The sequence below is a fragment of the Pseudomonas sp. B21-059 genome, from assembly GCF_026016285.1.
Lineage (GTDB): Bacteria > Pseudomonadota > Gammaproteobacteria > Pseudomonadales > Pseudomonadaceae > Aquipseudomonas > Aquipseudomonas danubii.
Window position 1 is genome coordinate 5,305,338 of sequence record NZ_CP087201.1, and the last position, 19,628, is coordinate 5,324,965.

16 protein-coding genes are annotated in these 19,628 nt (G+C 61.4%); 7 read left to right on the forward strand and 9 right to left on the reverse strand.

The features are described from left to right. The first annotated feature begins 50 nt into the window (after positions 1 to 50). From LOY69_RS23420 to LOY69_RS23450, 7 genes are all read left to right on the forward strand, one after another. Positions 51 to 2,102, forward strand: a complete 2,052-nt coding sequence (locus LOY69_RS23420) for a putative bifunctional diguanylate cyclase/phosphodiesterase (RefSeq protein ID WP_110594897.1) — start codon at positions 51 to 53, stop codon at positions 2,100 to 2,102. Positions 2,103 to 2,266: 164 nt separating this feature from the next. After that, positions 2,267 to 3,607 carry an imelysin family protein gene (locus tag LOY69_RS23425; protein ID WP_102880729.1) on the forward strand — a complete coding sequence of 447 codons (1,341 nt, stop codon included), beginning with the start codon at positions 2,267 to 2,269 and terminating at the stop codon, positions 3,605 to 3,607. A gap of 189 nt (positions 3,608 to 3,796) precedes the next feature. Beyond that, positions 3,797 to 5,221 (forward strand): di-heme oxidoredictase family protein, encoded by a 1,425-nt coding sequence (locus LOY69_RS23430; RefSeq protein ID WP_265073658.1) that lies wholly within the window; start codon positions 3,797 to 3,799, stop codon positions 5,219 to 5,221. A gap of 44 nt (positions 5,222 to 5,265) precedes the next feature. Beyond that, positions 5,266 to 6,330 (forward strand): imelysin family protein, encoded by a 1,065-nt coding sequence (locus LOY69_RS23435; protein ID WP_102860502.1) that lies wholly within the window; start codon positions 5,266 to 5,268, stop codon positions 6,328 to 6,330. A 2-nt stretch (positions 6,331 to 6,332) separates the two neighbouring features. Beyond that, on the forward strand, positions 6,333 to 7,430 hold the full coding sequence (locus LOY69_RS23440) for a DUF1513 domain-containing protein (RefSeq protein WP_102860995.1): 1,098 nt from the start codon (positions 6,333 to 6,335) through the stop codon (positions 7,428 to 7,430). Between the two features lie 124 nt (positions 7,431 to 7,554). Next, on the forward strand, positions 7,555 to 8,706 hold the full coding sequence (locus LOY69_RS23445; RefSeq protein WP_102880732.1) for an efflux RND transporter periplasmic adaptor subunit: 1,152 nt from the start codon (positions 7,555 to 7,557) through the stop codon (positions 8,704 to 8,706). 13 nt (positions 8,707 to 8,719) lie between these two features. Next, entirely contained in the window at positions 8,720 to 11,743 is a 3,024-nt protein-coding gene (locus tag LOY69_RS23450; RefSeq protein WP_265073659.1) for a multidrug efflux RND transporter permease subunit, read from the forward strand. A gap of 58 nt (positions 11,744 to 11,801) precedes the next feature. Here the strand turns inward: LOY69_RS23450 and LOY69_RS23455 are convergent, their stop codons facing one another. From LOY69_RS23455 to LOY69_RS23495, 9 genes are all read right to left on the reverse strand, one after another. Beyond that, positions 11,802 to 12,026 carry a hypothetical protein gene (locus LOY69_RS23455; RefSeq protein WP_102880734.1) on the reverse strand — a complete coding sequence of 75 codons (225 nt, stop codon included), beginning with the start codon at positions 12,024 to 12,026 and terminating at the stop codon, positions 11,802 to 11,804. A 2-nt stretch (positions 12,027 to 12,028) separates the two neighbouring features. After that, a complete protein-coding gene (locus LOY69_RS23460) occupies positions 12,029 to 12,739 on the reverse strand; it encodes a lipopolysaccharide kinase InaA family protein (protein ID WP_170001646.1) in 711 nt (236 codons plus the stop codon). Between the two features lie 4 nt (positions 12,740 to 12,743). After that, positions 12,744 to 13,424: a class I SAM-dependent methyltransferase gene (locus LOY69_RS23465; RefSeq protein ID WP_265074920.1), complete on the reverse strand. Its 681-nt coding sequence runs from the start codon at positions 13,422 to 13,424 to the stop codon at positions 12,744 to 12,746. Positions 13,425 to 13,622: 198 nt separating this feature from the next. Beyond that, a complete protein-coding gene (locus tag LOY69_RS23470) occupies positions 13,623 to 14,903 on the reverse strand; it encodes a sensor histidine kinase (protein ID WP_102880736.1) in 1,281 nt (426 codons plus the stop codon). Next, a complete protein-coding gene (gene colR, locus LOY69_RS23475) occupies positions 14,893 to 15,576 on the reverse strand; it encodes a two-component system response regulator ColR (RefSeq protein ID WP_047305857.1) in 684 nt (227 codons plus the stop codon). The genes LOY69_RS23470 and colR overlap by 11 nt, the downstream gene beginning before the upstream one ends. A 529-nt stretch (positions 15,577 to 16,105) precedes the next feature. Beyond that, a complete protein-coding gene (gene groL, locus LOY69_RS23480) occupies positions 16,106 to 17,749 on the reverse strand; it encodes a chaperonin GroEL (RefSeq protein ID WP_047288866.1) in 1,644 nt (547 codons plus the stop codon). Between the two features lie 49 nt (positions 17,750 to 17,798). Next, entirely contained in the window at positions 17,799 to 18,092 is a 294-nt protein-coding gene (locus LOY69_RS23485) for a co-chaperone GroES (protein WP_011063093.1), read from the reverse strand. Positions 18,093 to 18,343: 251 nt separating this feature from the next. Next, positions 18,344 to 18,820: an FxsA family protein gene (locus LOY69_RS23490; RefSeq protein WP_011063094.1), complete on the reverse strand. Its 477-nt coding sequence runs from the start codon at positions 18,818 to 18,820 to the stop codon at positions 18,344 to 18,346. 66 nt (positions 18,821 to 18,886) lie between these two features. Next, a complete protein-coding gene (locus LOY69_RS23495; RefSeq protein ID WP_102860495.1) occupies positions 18,887 to 19,618 on the reverse strand; it encodes a HugZ family protein in 732 nt (243 codons plus the stop codon). Between the last annotated feature and the right edge of the window lie 10 nt (positions 19,619 to 19,628).

Here is a 19,628-nt window from a genome sequence, read left to right on the forward strand (position 1 = left end):
CAATACTCATGGCAACTTGACGCTACGCGCACGGAACAAGGAATAGCCCTTTGAAGCTGGAACTCAAAAACAGCTTGTCGGTGAAGTTGCTCCGGGTTGTGCTGCTGTCGGCACTCATAGTGGGCGTAGTCCTGAGCTGTGCCCAGATCGTCTTCGATGCCTACAAGACTCGGCAGGCGGTAGCTAACGACGCCCAGCGCATTCTCGACATGTTTCGCGACCCATCGACACAGGCGGTCTACAGCCTGGACCGGGAAATGGGCATGCAAGTCATTGAAGGCCTGTTCCAGGATGATGCGGTGCGCATGGCCTCCATTGGCCACCCCAATGAAACCATGCTCGCGGAAAAATCCCGCGAGCTGCAGCATTCTTCCAGTCGCTGGCTCACTGATCTGATTCTTGGCCAGGAACGCACCTTCACCACCCAGTTGGTGGGCCGCGGCCCCTACAGCGAGTATTACGGCGACCTGAGCATCACCCTCGACACCGCTACCTACGGCCAGGGCTTCATCATCAGCTCGGTGATCATCTTCATCTCCGGCGTCCTGCGCGCCCTGGCCATGGGCCTGGTGCTGTACCTGGTCTATCACTGGTTACTGACCAAACCGCTGTCGCGAATCATCGAGCACCTGACTACCATCAATCCCGACCGCCCCAGCGAACACCAGTTGCCACTGCTCAAGGGGCACGAAAAAAACGAACTGGGAATCTGGATCATCACCGCCAACCAGTTGCTGGCCTCCATCGAGCGCAACACCCACTTGCGCCACGAAGCGGAAAACAGCCTGCTGCGCATGGCCCAGTACGACTTCCTGACCGGCCTGCCGAACCGTCAGCAACTGCAGCAGCAACTGGACAAGATCCTGGTGGACGCCGGACGCCTGCAACGCCGGGTGGCAGTACTGTGTGTCGGCCTGGATGACTTCAAGGGCATCAACGAACAGTTCAGCTACCAGACCGGCGACCAACTGCTGCTGGCCCTGGCCGATCGCCTGCGCGGCCACAGTGGCCGCCTCGGAGCCCTGGCTCGCCTGGGTGGCGATCAGTTCGCCCTGGTCCAGGCCGATATCGAACAACCCTATGAAGCCGCAGAACTGGCACAAAGCATCCTCGACGACCTGGAGGCCACCTTCGCCCTCGATCATCAGGAAATCCGCCTGCGCGCCACCATTGGCATCACCCTGTTCCCGGAAGACGGCGACAGCACGGAAAAACTCCTGCAAAAAGCCGAACAGACCATGACCCTGGCCAAGAGCCGGTCACGCAATCGCTATCAGTTCTATATCGCCAGCGTCGACAGCGAAATGCGCCGCCGCCGGGAGTTGGAGAAGGACCTGCGTGAAGGCCTGACCCGGGAGCAGTTCTTCCTCGTCTATCAGCCACAGATCAGCTATCGCGACCACCGGGTGGTGGGCGTCGAGGCGCTGATTCGCTGGCAACACCCGGAACACGGCCTGGTGCCGCCGGACCTGTTCATTCCCCTGGCGGAGCAGAACGGCACCATCATCGCCATCGGCGAATGGGTCCTGGATCAGGCCTGCCGCCAACTGCGCGAATGGCACGACATGGGCTTCAGCGACCTGCGTATGGCGGTCAACCTATCCACGGTGCAACTGCACCACGCCGAACTGCCACGGGTGGTCAACAACCTGCTGCAGATCTACCGCCTGCCACCGCGCAGCCTGGAACTGGAAGTCACCGAAACCGGCCTGATGGAAGACATCAGCACCGCCGCCCAGCACCTGCTGAGCCTGCGACGCTCCGGAGCGCTGATCGCCATCGACGATTTCGGCACCGGCTATTCGTCCCTGAGCTACCTGAAAAGCCTGCCCCTGGACAAGATCAAGATCGACAAGAGCTTCGTCCAGGATCTGCTGGATGACGACGACGATGCGACCATCGTGCGCGCCATCATCCAGCTGGGTAAAAGCCTGGGCATGCAGGTGATCGCCGAAGGCGTGGAAACGGCCGAACAGGAGGCTTACATCATCTCCGAAGGCTGTCATGAAGGTCAGGGCTATCACTACAGCAAACCCCTGCCGGCGCGGGAGTTGAGCGCCTACCTGAAACAGGCGCAGCGCAGCAACGCGGTGATCCTATGACCTAAACAGAGCACTGGCCGGCTTGACCTGGCGCAGTCCCCTTCTGAATAAGAAATATTTACAAGCGCGACTCTTTACACATAATGCAAATCTTTCGCATTATGTTGCAGTTTTGCGCGCCCCCCAGCGCCGTCCACTCCCCCTCTCGAAGCAGGATGTTCGCCATGATTCGTATGCCTCTGGCTACCGCCAGTCTGTTGGCCATCGCTATTTCCCTCGCCGGCTGCGGCGAAGGCAAAGACGACAAGGCTGCCGCTCAAGCGCCGACCCCGGCCGCCAGCACTGCCACCCCAGCCACTGACGCTGCCGGCAAGGTCGACGAAGCCGCAGCCAAGGCTGTAGTCGCGCATTACGCCGACATGGTATTCGCCGTTTACAGCGACTCCGAATCCACCGCGAAAACCCTGCAAACCGCCATCGATGCCTTCCTCGCCAAGCCCAACGACGACACCCTGAAAGCCGCCAAGGCTGCCTGGGTTGCCGCTCGCGTGCCTTATCTGCAGAGCGAAGTGTTCCGCTTCGGCAACACCATCATCGATGACTGGGAAGGTCAGGTGAACGCCTGGCCACTGGACGAAGGCCTGATCGACTACGTCGACAAGAGCTACGAGCACGCACTGGGCAACCCGGGCGCCACCGCCAACATCATCGCCAACACCCAGATCCAGGTCGGCGAAGACAAGGTCGACGTGAAAGACATCACCCCGGAAACCCTCGCCAGCCTGAACGAGCTGGGCGGTGCCGAGGCCAACGTCGCCACCGGCTACCACGCCATCGAATTCCTGCTCTGGGGCCAGGACCTGAACGGCACCGGCCCTGGCGCCGGCGCCCGCCCTGCTTCCGACTACCTGGAAGGTGCCGGTGCCACCGGCGGCCACAACGAGCGTCGTCGCGCCTACCTGAAGGCCGTGACCCAACTGCTGGTCAACGACCTGGAAGAAATGGTCGGCAACTGGAAGCCGGATGTGGCCGACAACTACCGCGCCACCCTGGAAGCCGAACCGGCCGAGACCGGCCTGCGCAAGATGCTGTTCGGCATGGGCAGCCTGTCCCTGGGCGAACTGGCGGGCGAGCGGATGAAGGTATCCCTGGAAGCCAACTCCCCTGAAGATGAGCAGGATTGCTTCAGCGACAACACCCACAACTCGCACTTCTACGATGCCAAGGGCATCCGCAACGTCTATCTGGGCGAGTACACCCGTGTCGACGGCAGCAAGATGACCGGCGCCAGTCTGTCGTCCCTGGTGGCCAAGGCCGACCCGGCAGCCGACGCCGCCCTAAAAGCCGACCTGGCCGCCACCGAAGCCAAGATCCAGGTCATGGTCGACCACGCCAACAAGGGTGAGCACTACGACCAACTGATCGCGGCGGGCAACGAGTCCGGCAACCAGATCGTGCGCGACGCCATCGCCGCCCTGGTCAAGCAGACCGGTTCGATCGAACAGGCTGCGGGCAAACTGGGCATCAGCGACCTGAACCCGGACAACGCCGATCACGAGTTCTGATCAGCGCGGCTTCAGCCAAAAGGCGACCTGCGGGTCGCCTTTTTTGTGCCCGTGGCGCTCCGTTTCAGGCGCCTGGACGCTTCCCGGCAAGCTTGTCCTGGGTCAAACCAAACGATAATTCCTCTTATTCAATCCAGGCGGCCCTGTTAGACTTTGCGCCCTTGTTTTGCTCGTCTTGCAGGATGTCCGATGCCCCCGTCGCTGCTTCGCTGGTCCGCTCTACTCATGGCCTTGAGCCTGAGTGCCTGCGATGACGCTCCGCGCTTTACCCAGGCCGAACCGGGGGAAGCCCGGGCCGGCGGCGCGACCACGGTCAACAAGGCCGATCGCAATGCATTCTCCCTGCCATCGGCCAACCTGCCACCGACCCGACGCCTGGACTTCAGCGTCGGCAACAGTTTTTTCCGCAGCCCCTGGGTGATCGCCCCTTCCACCACCACCGCCCGTGACGGCCTCGGCCCGCTGTTCAACACCAATGCCTGCCAGAACTGCCACGTCAAGGACGGCCGCGGCCATCCGCCCGCGCCGGATGCGCTGAACGCGGTGTCGATGCTGGTGCGCCTGTCGATTCCGGATACCCCGGCCTACGCCAAGGTCATTGAGCAGGTCGGCGTGGTGCCGGAACCGGTGTATGGCGGCCAGTTGCAAGACATGGCGATTCCCGGAGTCGCCCCCGAAGGCCGGGTACGGGTCGAATACGATCCGCTGCCCGTACGGTTCAAGGACGGCACCCAGGTGGAGTTGCGCAAACCCAGGCTGCAGATCACTGACCTGGGCTACGGCCCAATGCACCCCGAGACGCAGTTCTCCGCCCGAGTGGCGCCGCCGATGATCGGCCTGGGGTTGCTGGAGGCCATTCCCGAAGCGGCAATCCTGGCCAACGCTGGGCCCGCTGCCGGCAATAAGGCCATTGCCGGACGACCCAACTGGGTCTGGGATGACGCCCAGCAAAAGACCGTACTCGGGCGTTTTGGCTGGAAAGCCGGCCAACCCAACCTCAATCAACAAAATGTTCACGCGTTCTCTGGTGATATGGGCCTGACCACCCGCCTGAGGCCCTTCGATGACTGCACCGACGCGCAAACCGCCTGCAAGCAGGCCCCCAACGGCAATGGTCCGGACGGTGAGCCGGAGGTCAGCGACAACATCCTACGCCTGGTGCTGTTCTACACTCGCAACCTGGCGGTACCGGCGCGCCGCGATGTCGATTCGCCCCAGGTCCTGGCCGGCAAGAACCTGTTCTTCCAGGCCGGCTGCCAGTCTTGCCACACCCCAAGTTTCACCACTGCGGCCAACGCCGCCGAACCCGAATTGGCCAATCAGGTGATACGCCCCTACAGCGACCTGCTGCTGCACGACATGGGGGAGGGCCTGGCGGACCACCGCACTGAGTTCAAGGCCAGTGGCCGCGACTGGCGCACTGCGCCCCTGTGGGGCATCGGCCTGACGGAAACCGTCAGTGGCCACACCCAGTTCCTGCATGACGGCCGCGCCCGCAACCTGATGGAGGCGGTGCTGTGGCATGGCGGCGAAGCCGAGGGCGCAAAGCAACAGGTTCTCGCCTTCAATGCCGAGCAGCGTGCCGCGCTGCTGGCCTTTTTGAATTCGCTATAAACATTCGTCTTATCTGCTTTCTCCACAATAAAGGGAGCCCGAACATGTTCCGCCCCAAACTGCTGTTCACCAGCCTTGCCGCACTCGCCCTGGGCGCCTGCTCGCCCCAGGACCCACAAGCCGTGACCTCGGCCGCTATCGCCAAGCAGGTGATCCTACCGACCTACAGCCGTTGGGTCGACGCTGACCGCCAGCTGGCCATCAGCGCCCTGGCCTTCTGCGAAGGCAAGGAAAGCCTGGACACCGCCCGTGCCGACTTCCTCCACGCACAAAAGGCCTGGGCCGAGCTACAACCGCTGCTGATCGGCCCGCTGGCCGAGGGCAACCGCGCCTGGCAAGTGCAGTTCTGGCCGGACAAGAAAAACCTGGTGGGCCGCCAGGTCGAACAACTGGTCAGCGCCAATGCGCAGATCGATGCCGCGGCCCTGGCCAAGTCCAGTGTGGTGGTGCAAGGCCTGTCGGCCTACGAGTACATCCTGTTCGACAGCAAGATCGACATGGCCGACAGCGCACAGAAAGCTCGCTACTGCCCACTGTTGACCGCCATCGGTGAACGTCAGAAACAACTGGCGGAAGAAATCCTGGCGGGCTGGAATACCAACGACGGCATGCTCGCGCAGATGAGCAAGTTCCCCAACCAGCGCTACGCCGACTCCCATGAAGCCATCGCTGATTTGCTGCGGGTCCAGGTCACTGCCCTGGATACCCTGAAGAAGAAGCTCGGCACGCCGATGGGCCGCCAGACCAAGGGCATTCCCCAGCCGTTCCAGGCCGACGCCTGGCGCAGCCAGTCGTCCCTGCAAGGCCTTGAGGCCAGCCTCAGCGCTGCTCAGACGGTCTGGGCCGGAGTCGACAACAAGGGCCTGCGCGGCCTGTTGCCAGCCGATCAGAAGCCCCTGGCCGACAAGATCGACGCTGCATACGCCGCCTCGCTGAAACTCTTCGCCAGCACCCAGCGCTCGCTGACCGAAATGCTCGGTGACGACGCCGGGCGCCAGCAGCTAAATGATCTGTACGACAGCCTCAACGTGGTCCACCGCCTGCACGAAGGCGAACTGGCCAAGGCGCTGGGTATCCAACTGGGCTTCAACGCCAACGACGGTGACTGATGATGCTGCGACGTCAGGCTTTGGTTCTGGGCAGCCTGCTGCTCAGTGCGGTGACCTTGGGCGGCTGGACGCTGTTCAAGCAAAAGGGCAAACAGCCCTTGCTGCTTTCGGCCAGGGACGATGGTGACGGCAAGCATTACGCCGTCGGTTATCAGCTGGACGGTAAACAGGTGTTTGCCACCCAGGTCGGCCAGCGTTGCCATGACATCATCAATCACCCGCAGTTGCCGATCGCCCTGTTCGTGGCCCGGCGCCCGGGCACCGAGAGTTACCTGATCGACCTGCGCAACGGCGCGCTGCTGCAGACCGTGACCTCGCAACCTGACCGGCACTTCTACGGTCACGCGGTGATCCACAAGGATGGCCAGTGGTTGTACGCCACCGAGAACGACACCCGGGACCCCGGCCGCGGCCTGCTCGGGGTGTATCGCTTCGAAGGCGAGCGTCTGGTGCACAGCGCTGAGCTGTCCACCCACGGTATCGGCCCGCACCAGGTGTCGTGGATGCCCGACGGTGAAACCCTGGTGGTAGCCAATGGCGGCATCCGCACTGAAGCCGAGAGCCGGGTGGAGATGAACCTCGATGCCATGGAGCCCAGCCTGGTGCTGATGCAGCGCGACGGCACCCTGTTGAGCAAGGAAACCCTGGCCCAGCAGATGAACAGCGTGCGCCACATGGGCATCGCCAGCGACGGCACCATCGTCACCGGCCAGCAGTTCATGGGCGCCGCCCATGAGCCCTCGGAACTCCTGGCAATCAAGCGTCCGGGCCAGCCCTTCGCGGCCTTCCCGGTGCCCGAACAGCAGCTGCAAGCCATGGGGCACTACACCGCCAGCGTCGCGGTGCACAGCGACCTGCGCCTGGTGGCCCTGACCGCCCCCCGGGGCAACCGCTTCTTCATCTGGGACCTGGACAGCGGCGCAGTGCGGGTCGATGCGCCCTTGCCAGACTGTGCCGGCGTCGGCGCCGTGGCCGACGGTTTCGTGGTGACGTCGGGACAAGGCCGTTGCCGCTTCTACGACTGTCGTCAGACACAGATTGTGGCAAAGCCGCTGGATCTGCCCGCAGGGCTCTGGGACAACCATCTGCATCTGATCTGAAAAAACCTCCCCGGCCTTGGCGCCGGGAGCTTCGCTGAACGACAGGACGCTCATCTGGAACCCGCACGCGACTCGGAGTAATGTCTACCGGGCTTGTTTACCGGGCTTTCCAAGGAAGCGGAATATGCTGCGTCGCCGCATGCTGATCATGCTAGGTGTGGTCCTGTTGGTCGTGCTGTTGCTGGCCGGCTACAAGGCGTTTTCGATCTACAAGATGGTCCAGGTCTACTCGGCCCCCAAGCCGCCCATCAGCGTGGCGGTGATTACCGCCGACGAGCGCCCCTGGCAAAGCCGGCTGCCCAGTGTCGGCAGCCTCAAGGCCCTGCAAGGGGTCAACCTCAGCCTGGAAGTCGCCGGTACGGTCAAGGACCTGCAGTTCGAATCCGGGCAGCAGGTCAAGGCCGGCCAGCCGTTGCTGACCCTGGACAGCGCGGTGGAAAGCGCCCTGCTGGAAACCGCCCAGGCCGACCTCGGCCTGGCCCAGCTGGATTTCGGACGCGGCAGCCAACTGGTGGGCAGCCAGGCGATTTCCAAGGGCGAGTACGACCGACTCTCGGCACAGCTGCAAAAAAACAAGGCCACGGTCAACCAGCTCAAGGCCGCCCTGGCCAAGAAACGCATTCTCGCCCCCTTTGCCGGCACGATCGGCATCCGCCAGGTGGATATCGGCGACTTCCTGGCCAGCGGCACAGTGATCGCCACCCTGCAGGACCTGAGCAGCCTGTACGTGGACTTCTACATCCCGGAACAATCGGTGCCCAAGATCCGCCTGGGCCAGACCGTGGAACTCAGCGTTGCGGCGTTCCCCGGAGAGTCGTTCCCCGGCAGCATCAGCGCCATCAACCCCAAGGTCGAGAACAGCACCCGCAACGTGCTGGTACGCGCCACCCTGGCAAACCCCGGAGGCCGCTTGCTGCCAGGCATGTTCGCCGACCTGCAAGTATTGCTCCCTGATCCGCAGCTCAAGGTCGTGGTGCCGGAAAGCACCCTCACCTACTCCCTCTACGGCAACTCGGTGTATGTGGTAACGCAAAAGAAAGCCGCCGACGGTAGCCTGGAGAAAGACCCCAAGGGCCAGCCGCTGCTGGTCGCCGAGCGGCGCTTCGTCGACACGGGCGAGCATCGCGGCGGCCTGGTGATGATCAACAAGGGCGTGAAAAAGGGCGAACAGGTGGTCAGTGCCGGTCAGATCAAACTGGATAACGGCGCCGACATCAGCATCACTCCGGACAAGCTGCAACCGGAACAGCCGAACAGCCAGCCCCGCGCCGACTGATCAAGGAATCCCCATGGCCTTTACCGATCCGTTCATTCGCCGCCCGGTGCTCGCGACCGTGGTCAGCCTGCTGATTGTGCTGTTGGGGTTCCAGGCCTGGAGCAAGCTGCCCTTGCGCCAGTACCCGCAGATGGAGAACGCCCTGATCACGGTGACCACCGCCTACCCCGGGGCCAATGCCGAAACCATCCAGGGCTATATCACCCAGCCCATGCAGCAGAGCCTGGCTAGCGCCGAAGGCATCGACTACATGACCTCGGTGAGCCGGCAGAACTTCTCGGTGATCTCGATCTACGCCCGGATCGGCTCCAACAGCGACCGCCTGTTCACCGAACTGCTGGCCAAGGCCAACGAGGTCAAGAACAAGCTGCCCCAGCAAGCCGAAGACCCGGTGTTGAGCAAAGAAGCAGCCGACGCCTCGGTGCTGATGTACATCAGCTTCTCCAGCCCGCAACTGAACAACCCACAGATCACCGACTACCTGTCGCGCGTGATCCAGCCCAAGCTGGCGACCCTGCCGGGCATGGCCGAGGCGGAGATCCTCGGTAATCAGGTGTTCGCCATGCGCCTGTGGCTGGACCCGGTGAAGCTGGCGGCCTATGGCCTGGCGGCCAGCGACGTGAGCAACGCCGTGCGCCAATACAACTTTCTGTCCGCCGCCGGCGAGGTCAAGGGCGAGTACGTCGTCACCAGTATCAATGCCAACACCGAACTGAAATCCGCCGAGGCGTTCGCCGCTATCCCGTTGAAAACCGATGGCGACAGCCGGGTCCTGCTCAGGGATGTGGCGCGGGTGGAAATGGGTGCGGAAAACTACAACGCAATCAGTTCCTTCGGCGGCGTCCCCTCGGTCTACATCGGCATCAAGGCCACCCCCGGAGCCAACCCTCTGGACGTGATCAAGGAGGTGCGCAAGCTGCTCCCGGAACTGGAAGCGCAATTGCCTCCGACCCTCAAATTAGACATTGCCTACGACGCCACGCTGTTTATCCAGGCCTCCATCGACGAGGTGCTCAAGACCCTGTTCGAGGCAGTATTGATCGTGATTGTGGTGGTGTTCCTGTTTCTTGGCGCCTTGCGTTCGGTGGTGATCCCGGTAGTGACTATTCCACTGTCGATGATCGGCGTGATGTTCTTCATGCAGTTGATGGGCTACTCGATCAACCTGCTGACCTTACTGGCCATGGTCCTGGCCATCGGCCTGGTGGTGGACGACGCCATCGTGGTGGTGGAGAACATCCATCGGCACATCGAAGAGGGCAAGTCCCCCCTGGACGCGGCCATCGAAGGAGCGCGGGAAATCGCCATGCCGGTGGTATCGATGACCATCACCCTGGCGGCGGTTTACGCCCCCATTGGTTTTCTCCAGGGACTCACCGGGGCCCTGTTCAAGGAGTTCGCCCTGACGCTGGCCGGGGCCGTGGTGATTTCCGGGATCGTCGCCCTGACCCTGTCACCGATGATGTGTGCACTGTTGCTGCGCCGCGAGGAAAACCCCAGCGGCCTGTCCCATCGCCTGGACCGGATTTTCGACAGCCTGAAGCAGCGCTACCAGCGCCTGCTCCACGGCACCCTTGATACCCGCCCCGTCGTACTGGTATTCGCTCTGATCGTGCTGTGCCTGATTCCCCTGCTGCTCAAGTTCACCAAGGCGGAGCTGGCTCCGGACGAAGACCAGGGCATCATTTTCATGCTGGCCACGGCGCCGCAACCGGCCAACCTGGAGTACCTCAATGCCTACACCGATGAGTTCCTGGCGATCTTCAAGGAGTTCCCCGAGTACTACTCCTCATTCCAGATCAACGGTTTCAACGGAGTGCAGTCAGGCATCGGCGGCTTCCTGCTCAAGCCCTGGGACCAGCGCCAACAGACCCAGATGCAAATCCTGCCTCAGGTCCAGGAGAAACTGGCAGGCATTGCCGGCCTGCAAGTCTTCGGTTTCAACCTGCCAGCCTTGCCCGGTTCCGGCGAGGGCCTGCCCTTTGCCTTCGTGATCAACACCCCCAACGATTACGAGTCCCTGTTGGAGGTGGCCAACCGGGTAAAGAAACGCGCCATGGAGTCGGGGAAATTCGCCTTTGTCGACATTGACTTGGCCTTCGACAAGCCCGAGGTAGTGGTCGACATCGATCGGGCCAAGGCGGCGCAGATGGGCGTTACCATGCAGGACCTGGGGGGTACGCTGGCGACCTTGCTCGGCGAGGCGGAAATCAACCGTTTCACCATCGACGGACGCAGCTATAAAGTGATCGCCCAAGTGGAGCGCGCCTATCGGGACAACCCTGACTGGCTGAACAACTACTACGTGAAGAACAGCAAGGGTGAGGCCTTGCCGCTGTCGACCCTGATCAAAGTCAGCGACCGCGCCCGCCCTCGGCAGTTGAACCAGTTCCAGCAACTCAATGCCGCGACCATTTCCGGTGTGCCCGTGGTCAGCATGGGCGAAGCCATCGACACCATGCGCCAGATCGCCACGCAGGAGGCCCCCGCCGGCTATGCGTTCGACTATGCCAGCGCCGCCCGCCAGTACGTCCAGGAAGGCAGCGCGCTCTGGGTCACCTTTGGCCTGGCCCTGGCGATCATTTTCCTGGTACTGGCGGCGCAGTTCGAAAGCTTCCGCGACCCGGTGGTGATTCTGGTGACCGTGCCACTGTCGATCTGCGGCGCCCTGATCCCGCTGTTTCTCGGCTGGTCGAGCATGAACATCTACACCCAGGTCGGCTTGGTGACGCTGATCGGCCTGATCAGCAAGCATGGGATCCTGATCGTCGAATTCGCCAACCAACTGCGCCGGGACCAGGGACTCAGCGCCCGACAGGCGGTGGAGCAAGCCGCGTCCATTCGCCTGCGCCCAGTGCTGATGACCACAGCGGCGATGGTATTCGGCATGGTGCCACTGATCCTGGCCAGCGGTGCCGGAGCAGTCAGCCGCTTCGATATCGGCACGGTGATTGCCACAGGCATGTCCATCGGCACCCTGTTCACCCTCTTCGTCCTGCCCTGCATCTACACCCTGCTAGCCAAGCCGGACGCCTGAGCCGGGGACAAACAAAAGGCCTCGCAATGCGAGGCCTTCAGGTGGCAGTTTCAGGTCTTCAACTCTGGGGCTTCAACGCCTGGCTCATGCCGAACATGAACAGCAGCAGTTCATGATCCGGCTTGACCGCCACCGAGCTCTTGGCCCCCCGTGGCAATGGGCAATGTTCACCCTGAGCGGCGCTGAGAACCTGCGTTCGCGGCTGCTCCCAGACAACCATCGCCAAGGAAGCAACTGCCAAGGCTCCTGCCAGGAACAAACCTCGTGCAATTTCTAGCTTCATAGCTATAAACCTTTGATGGGGCTGCCAAACACCGTTCTATAAAGGTAGTAGAGCTTTTGCCAGTCGGTGTCATTCCACGACGAATGGCGGCGCAGTTGCTTAAGGTCGTGGGCCGCCGCCCGGCGGCTGCTCAGGCGCTGGCGGCACTTCTCGAAATCCAGCAATGCAATCCTCACCTGGGCCTGCTCGCCCTCGCCATCTACTCGCACGAAAACATGTTTGGAATACAGGCAGCCATGCTGCCAACGGCCCTTGTGCATGCGCGCCAGGGTCTGCGCCAGTGTCTGCAACACTCGTTCGTGCAACGCTTCGCCGTGGCGTTCACGCTCACCTGCGGCATACCAGTTGTCGATTTCCACGAAGCCGTCGAGCGCAGCGGTCACCAGTAGGGCCTGCCACTGGTGCTCGGGGCCGCGCCGGGCGCCGCAGAACACCAGTTCCGGCACCTCTATATCCAGCGAACGCAAGCTTTGCAGGGCATCGCGCTCACGCAGGACAGTCGGACGGCCAAAAGGATGCAGAAAACTGCGATGAATATGCCCGATCTGCCGCTTGGCATAGAGCAAACGACCGCCGCTGATCAGGCGCTGCACGCCGCTCTCACCGCCTCGACGCTTATTGGGTTGCTCGACCCATTCACCTTGTTGGTCCCAGAAGTATTCGAAGCAATCTGTGGGCACGGCATCCATTTCCGAAGCACATTCAACAGCCATCCTCTTACCTCTTGCGTAATACGTAGACTCGCCACATGGCGTAGAGCGGAAAGAAGTCCAGATGCTCCTGGACACGAAAACCGGCTTGCCTGAACTCTTCTTCGACCGTAGCCGCCGGTAACACGAAACGATTCTGGTAACCCTCCTGCCCACCTTCGGACAGCCGCTTGCGCTCCATACGCTTGCGCTTCCAGGCCTTGAAATTGCCATCGACCCATAGCGAGACAATCACGCTGTCACGGGTAACCCGCTGAAACTCCCGTAGCAGCGCCATCCGATGCTCGACCTCGCCGATGTGGTGCAGCAACCGCATGGAAAAAATGCAGTCCACAGCGTTGTCCGGTAAATCGATGGCAAACGCAGACGTTTGCAAGGCTCGTACCCGTTTCACCACGTCGGCCGGTTGCGCCACCGTAGCGGTGCTGAGCATAGCCGCTGAATTGTCAGCGCCAACAATGACTCGATTGGCCTTTTCGGTCAGCAGCGGCCAGAAACGGCCCGTGCCACACGGCAGGTCCAGCACCAGGCCCGGCTCTCCCGCCAGGGCCAGCGCAGCGCGAGCCAATTGTTCATCACGCTTGTGGGACAACTGTCGTGCCAGTCCTTGCTGGTGCTTGAGCAGGTATTGCTGCGCATGTTGGGCATCGTACTTGTCGGAAAATTCCAGCTTGATCGGTGTCGCCATCATCAAAGTCTCCTGCAACTGATGGCGCCACCTTAGGCAGCGACGTGTCAGCGACAGGTCATCCCCTTGTGAAAACTTCGTACCGTCCAACGATGAAATATTTCAGAGTTTTACAGGCAGCAGGCAATGGCCTGGGGCCACTTCAGAAGAAAAATCGACAAGCGAGTGGCCCTGCAAAACAGGGCCTGGCAAGAGTATTCAAGCCTTGGAAGGGGGGAGCTGAACGTGAAAACGACAGCCATTGGGGGTCATGGTACTGAGAGTGACGCTCCAGCCCTGGTTCTCGCAGATGCGCTGGACCAGGGACAAGCCCAGCCCCAGGCCCTCACCGCGTTTTTCATCGCCACGGACAAAGGGCTGGAACATCGCCTCGCGTTTTTCCTCGGGAATGCCCACGCCGCTGTCCTCGACGACAAATCCATCCGCCACCAGGCTCAAGCGAATGAATCCCTGTTCGGTGTAGTGCAAGGCATTGCGCAACAGGTTGCCCATCACCGCATGCAGGAAGGTGGCGTTGTAGCGAGTTTCACCCGGTTGCCCCGGCTCGAAGATCAGCTCGATACCCTTGGCTTCGATGAATTCGCGCCACACCCCGATCAGGTCCTTGGCAGCCTGGGTCAACGTCAGTTGCGGCGACATGCTGGCATCTTCTCGCTGGGCCCGGGCCAGCATCAGGAACGTCTGCACCAGCTCACGCATTTCGTCGCAGGCCCGGGCAATACGTTCGACCTGGGATCGTCCACGGGGATCAAGCCCAGGGTTTTCCAGGAGCAGCTCGCAGGACGTGGCCAGAACCATCAGCGGCGTTCGCAGTTCATGGCTGACGTCACTGGTGAACAGGCGCTCACGGCTCAAAGCCTGGCGCAGACGTCCCAGCGTCGCATCGAAGGCGATCGCCAACTCGCCCACCTCATCCGCCGCATAATCCGGCGCCAGGGGCGGGGCCAGGCCCAGCAATTGATCGCGGTGACGGACCTGGCGAGCCAGACGAACCACCGGTGCCATCACCCTACGCGCCAAGACCCAACCCAGGAACACCGCCAGCGCCAGGCTGAGGACAAAGCCCACCAGCACCACCGCGAACAGCACCCGCTCGCGCTCTTCGAAATCACTCTGATCCTGCAGCAGCACATAACGCCGGCCATCCACCACTTCAACCATGGCGTGATAGGACAGCTGCTCGCGAAACACTTCATGGAAGCCTGGGTCCAGATGCCTCAGGTCCTTGGGCAACTCGAAGTCGCCGCGCCCGCCACTGTAGTAGAACAGCTGGTCGGGCTCGGGGCGGTGATTCCAGTCGGCAACGTTATCCATCAGCAACAGGCGTTGCAGATCGCCGCCAAGGCCGGCGGAGATGAGTTTCTCCTCCACCAGATGCACGGTCGCCACGATGCCCATGGCGAAAGCCCCGGCCACCAATGCGCTCATCAAGGCAAAGGCAATGATGATGCGCTGGGCAAGGCTCTGCTTAAACTCCATCACGGCCCTCGGCCAACCGGTAGCCGACACCGTGCACGGTGTGCAGCAACGGCTTGGCGAACGGCTTGTCGATCACCTGGCGCAGTTGGTGGACATGGCTGCGCAGGCTGTCACTGTCCGGACAGTCATCGCCCCACAGGGCCTCTTCGAGGATTTCCCGGCGCAACACATGGGGGCTCTTCTGCATCAACACTGCCAGCAGCTTGAGGCCCACCGGGTTGAGCTTGAGCAGACGCCCTTCGCGGGTGACTTCCAGGGTATCGAGGTCATAGCTGAGGTCACCGACCTGCAGCGCTCGACGACCACCGCCCTGGGTACGGCGCATCACCGCCTCGATCCTCGCGGCCAGTTCGGACAGGGCAAATGGCTTGAGCAGATAGTCGTCGGCCCCGGACTTGAAGCCCTGAAGCCGGTCATCCAACTGGTCGCGGGCCGTGAGCATGATCACTGGGGTATCGCGCCGGGCATCTTCGCGCAGGCGCTTGCACAGGGTGTAGCCGTCGATCCCTGGCAGCATGATGTCGAGCACGATCAGGTCGTAATGCTCGGTGGCAGCCAGGTGCAACCCCGACAGACCATCCTGGGCGCAGTCCACGGTATAGCCCTTGAGTCCCAGGTAATCCGCCAGGTTGGCGAGAATATCGCGGTTGTCTTCGACCAGTAGAATTCGCATCGGCACTCTCTCCGCACACAGTTAGGGCCGTCTTGGCTCGCGCAGCTTAAGGCCAAGTCCGACTCGCCGCCAGCCTTGTCTGACCGCTCCTGGGGCACTTTTCACCCCTTCAATGGCTTAACAAATTTTTCACCGCTGGCTCACAACCTGACTACAGGGGCAAGCCCAGACTGCCGACCGTTTGCCGACAAGAAACAGACCGGAACAGCCACTTCCTGGCTTGCCCGCCGAGCAGAATGAGCCAATGCGTTTCATTGGCCAGAACTCAGTGGATGTTCGCCGCGCCAGCGCTGTTGGGTTGTTGAACCTGAACGACGAATCGAGCGTCCTGGAGCTGTTGCAAGACACCCCACGGCCACTGCGGTCCTGGTGGGCAACCACCAACACCTGGGACTGTTCGACGGCAAGGGCCTGGCCATTCTCAGTCCATGCCAGAGGCGGCACCGACAGGCGCCCCTCAATTTCAGGCACAAAAAAGCCCCGCCGGTTTTCACCGGCGGGGCTTTTTCAATACGGGGGTAAGGCTGGCTTACATCATGCCGCCCATGCCACCCATGCCGCCCATGTCTGGCATGCCGCCAGCTGCCGGCTTGTCTTCCACGATTTCAGCAACAGCGGCTTCGGTGGTCAGGATCAGACCGCCGATGGACGAAGCGGCTTGCAGCGCGGAACGGGTTACCTTGGTTGGATCCAGGATGCCCATTTCGATCATGTCGCCGTATTCGCTGGTGGCAGCGTTGTAACCGAAGTTACCAGCGCCCTGCTTGACCTTGTCCACAACCACGCTTGGCTCGTCACCGGAGTTGGCAACAATCTGACGCAGTGGAGCTTCGATAGCGCGACGCAGAACAGCGATACCCACGTCCTGGTCGGCGTTGTCGCCTTTGAGGTCCTTGATGCCCTGCAGAGCCCGGATCAGGGCTACGCCACCGCCAGGTACCACGCCTTCTTCAACGGCTGCACGGGTCGCGTGCAGGGCGTCTTCAACGCGGGCTTTCTTCTCTTTCATTTCAACTTCGGAGCCAGCGCCAACCTTGATCACTGCAACGCCGCCGGACAGCTTGGCCAGACGCTCTTGCAGTTTTTCACGGTCGTAGTCGGACGAAGTGTCGGCCACTTGTTGACGGATCTGAGTCACACGAGCCTGGATGTCCGCTTCAACGCCAGCACCGTCGATGATGGTGGTGTTTTCTTTGGACAGGATTACGCGCTTGGCGTTACCCAGGTGCTCCAGAGTGGTGCTTTCCAGGCTCAGGCCGATCTCTTCGGAGATGACGGTACCGCCGGTCAGAACGGCGATGTCCTGCAGCATGGCCTTGCGACGGTCGCCGAAGCCCGGTGCCTTGACGGCAGCGACTTTGACGATGCCACGCATGTTGTTCACAACCAGAGTCGCCAGGGCTTCGCCTTCAACGTCTTCAGCCACGATCAGCAGTGGGCGGCCGGCTTTGGCAACGGCTTCCAGCACTGGCAGCATTTCGCGAATGTTGGAGATCTTCTTGTCCACCAGCAGGATCAGCGGGCCGTCGAGTTCGGCGACCATGGTGTCCGGCTTGTTGATGAAGTAAGGGGACAGGTAGCCACGGTCGAACTGCATGCCTTCTACAACCGACAGTTCGTTTTCCAGGCCCGAGCCTTCTTCAACGGTGATCACGCCTTCTTTACCGACTTTTTCCATGGCTTCGGCAATGATGTCGCCGATGGAGTTGTCGGAGTTGGCGGAGATGGTGCCGACCTGAGCGATGGCTTTGGAGTCAGCGCATGGCTTGGACAGACCTTTCAGCTCTTTGACGATGGCGATGGTGGCCTTGTCGATACCGCGTTTCAGGTCCATCGGGTTCATGCCGGCAGCGACGGCTTTCAGGCCTTCGTTGACGATCGACTGAGCCAGAACGGTAGCGGTGGTGGTGCCGTCGCCAGCGTCATCGTTGGCACGGGAGGCAACGTCTTTGACCAGCTGCGCGCCCATGTTTTCGAAGCGATCTTTCAGCTCGATTTCTTTGGCTACGGAAACGCCGTCCTTGGTGATGGTCGGAGCGCCGAAGCTCTTCTCGATGATCACGTTACGGCCTTTCGGGCCCAGGGTCGCTTTTACTGCGTCAGCCAGAACGTTGACACCAGTGAGCATTTTCTTGCGGGCGGAATCGCCGAATTTAACTTCTTTAGCAGCCATGATCGATATTCCTTAAATACTGTGTAGTAGCGGGGAAATACGTGGGAAATCAGCCTTCGATAACGGCGAGAATCTCGTTCTCAGCCATTACCAGCAGATCTTCGCCATCGACTTTCACGGTGTTGCTGCCGGAGTACGGGCCAAACACCACTTTGTCACCCACTTTCACGGCCAGCGCACGTACTTCACCGTTGTCCAGCACACGGCCGGTACCTACAGCGACGATTTCGCCACGGTTAGGTTTTTCAGCAGCCGAACCAGGCAGAACGATGCCGCCAGCAGTTTTCGATTCTTCTTCGCTGCGACGGATGACGACGCGGTCATGCAGAGGACGAAGCTTCATTGTCGATCTCTCCTAATTGTGGTTTTCAACGGCCGGTGTCGATACCGGCGGGTTAGCAAATCCGGCTTTGCCGGGTGCGGCTCGACGAGCGAGCCGCGGAAGTCTGTCTGGTGTCAGCACCAGAAACCTTGCGGTGACCGTTACATAAGGGCGCATAAGGTTATTACAAGGGCTGGCTGATGAAATTTTTTACATCACCCGGGTTAAAACGAACACGGCACCCGAAGGTGCCGTGTGTTTGAGGCCAGTTATCAAGAATCTCGGTGCTCGAACTCACCTTCAATGACATTGGGCTCACGGCCCAACGGCTGTTGCGGCGCCGGGCCGCCACGGGCCGCACGCATGTCATCGGCGAAGGCACGTTGGCGCAGGGCCTGCTCCTCGGCGCGCTGGCGCATCTTATTGGCCAGCAAGCGACGACTGATCGGCAACAGCATCAGCAGACCGAACACATCACTGATGAAACCCGGCAGGATCAACAGGCCGCCACCCAGGGCCAGCATCAGCCCTTCGAGCATTTGCTGGGCCGGCAGCTCGCCGCGATTGAGACTTTCACGAGCACGCAGTGCCGTGGCCAGACCGGCCACGCGCAACACCAGCACACCGAGCATCGAACCGAGAATGATCAGCAGCAGTGCCGGGAAAAACCCGATGGCCGCGCTGACCTTGACGAAGACGAACAGCTCCAGCACCGGGAACAGTAAAAAGAGCAACAGAAAAGGGCGCATCAAATGGTTTCCTCTGCGGAAGAATGCCTTCCAGTAGACCGTAAATGACGTCGCCAATTCGTGAATTCAAGCACCCGGTGCCGGATTTTTCGGCCATTGATCGGCGTGGGCCAGAAAAACCAGGGCTTCGCGCACTTGTGTCGGCGTGTTGCAAAGGCTTGGAAAGGGCAGCCAGTAAAGAGCCTGGCCAATGCGCAGGTGCATGCCTTCACTGTCGATTCCGGCCAGTTGCGCGGGCTCGCTGTGCGGCAGTCCGGCCAACTCCACATAGTGGGCAATAGCTTTGGCGTGGTCGCTGTTCATATGTTCCACCATGCTCAGCTCAGCCTTGCCGGCGAACGGGTTGGCCAGGGCCACTTGATCCACCCAGTGAATGGCGCCGAAACCGCCGATATAGCGGTGACGCACGGGCTTGAGCACCCAGAAATCGAAGTCATGGGCCTTATGGTAGTTCTGGGATTCCGGGAAATAGCGGTAGTAGCGCTCGGCGGCGGCCTCGATGGCGTCCTGGTCCTCAAGCTTCTCGGCTTCGGCCAGGTAGGTCAGGCGCCCCACTGCTTGCACGTCGTCGGCATCGCGCTCGCCCACCAGCAGCGAACACTTGGAATCCTTCTGCAGATTGTGGGTGTGCTGGGCAATGCGGCTGATAAGAATCAGCGGTCGCCCCTCGGCATCCAGGCAATAAGGCACTACGGACCCAAAGGGAAAACCCGGCATGGCCTTGGAGTGCGTCGACAACACGCCGCGGTATTCCTTGAGCAGCAATTCTCGTGCATTCTTGGCAGCTTCAACGCTCACTTTATGACTC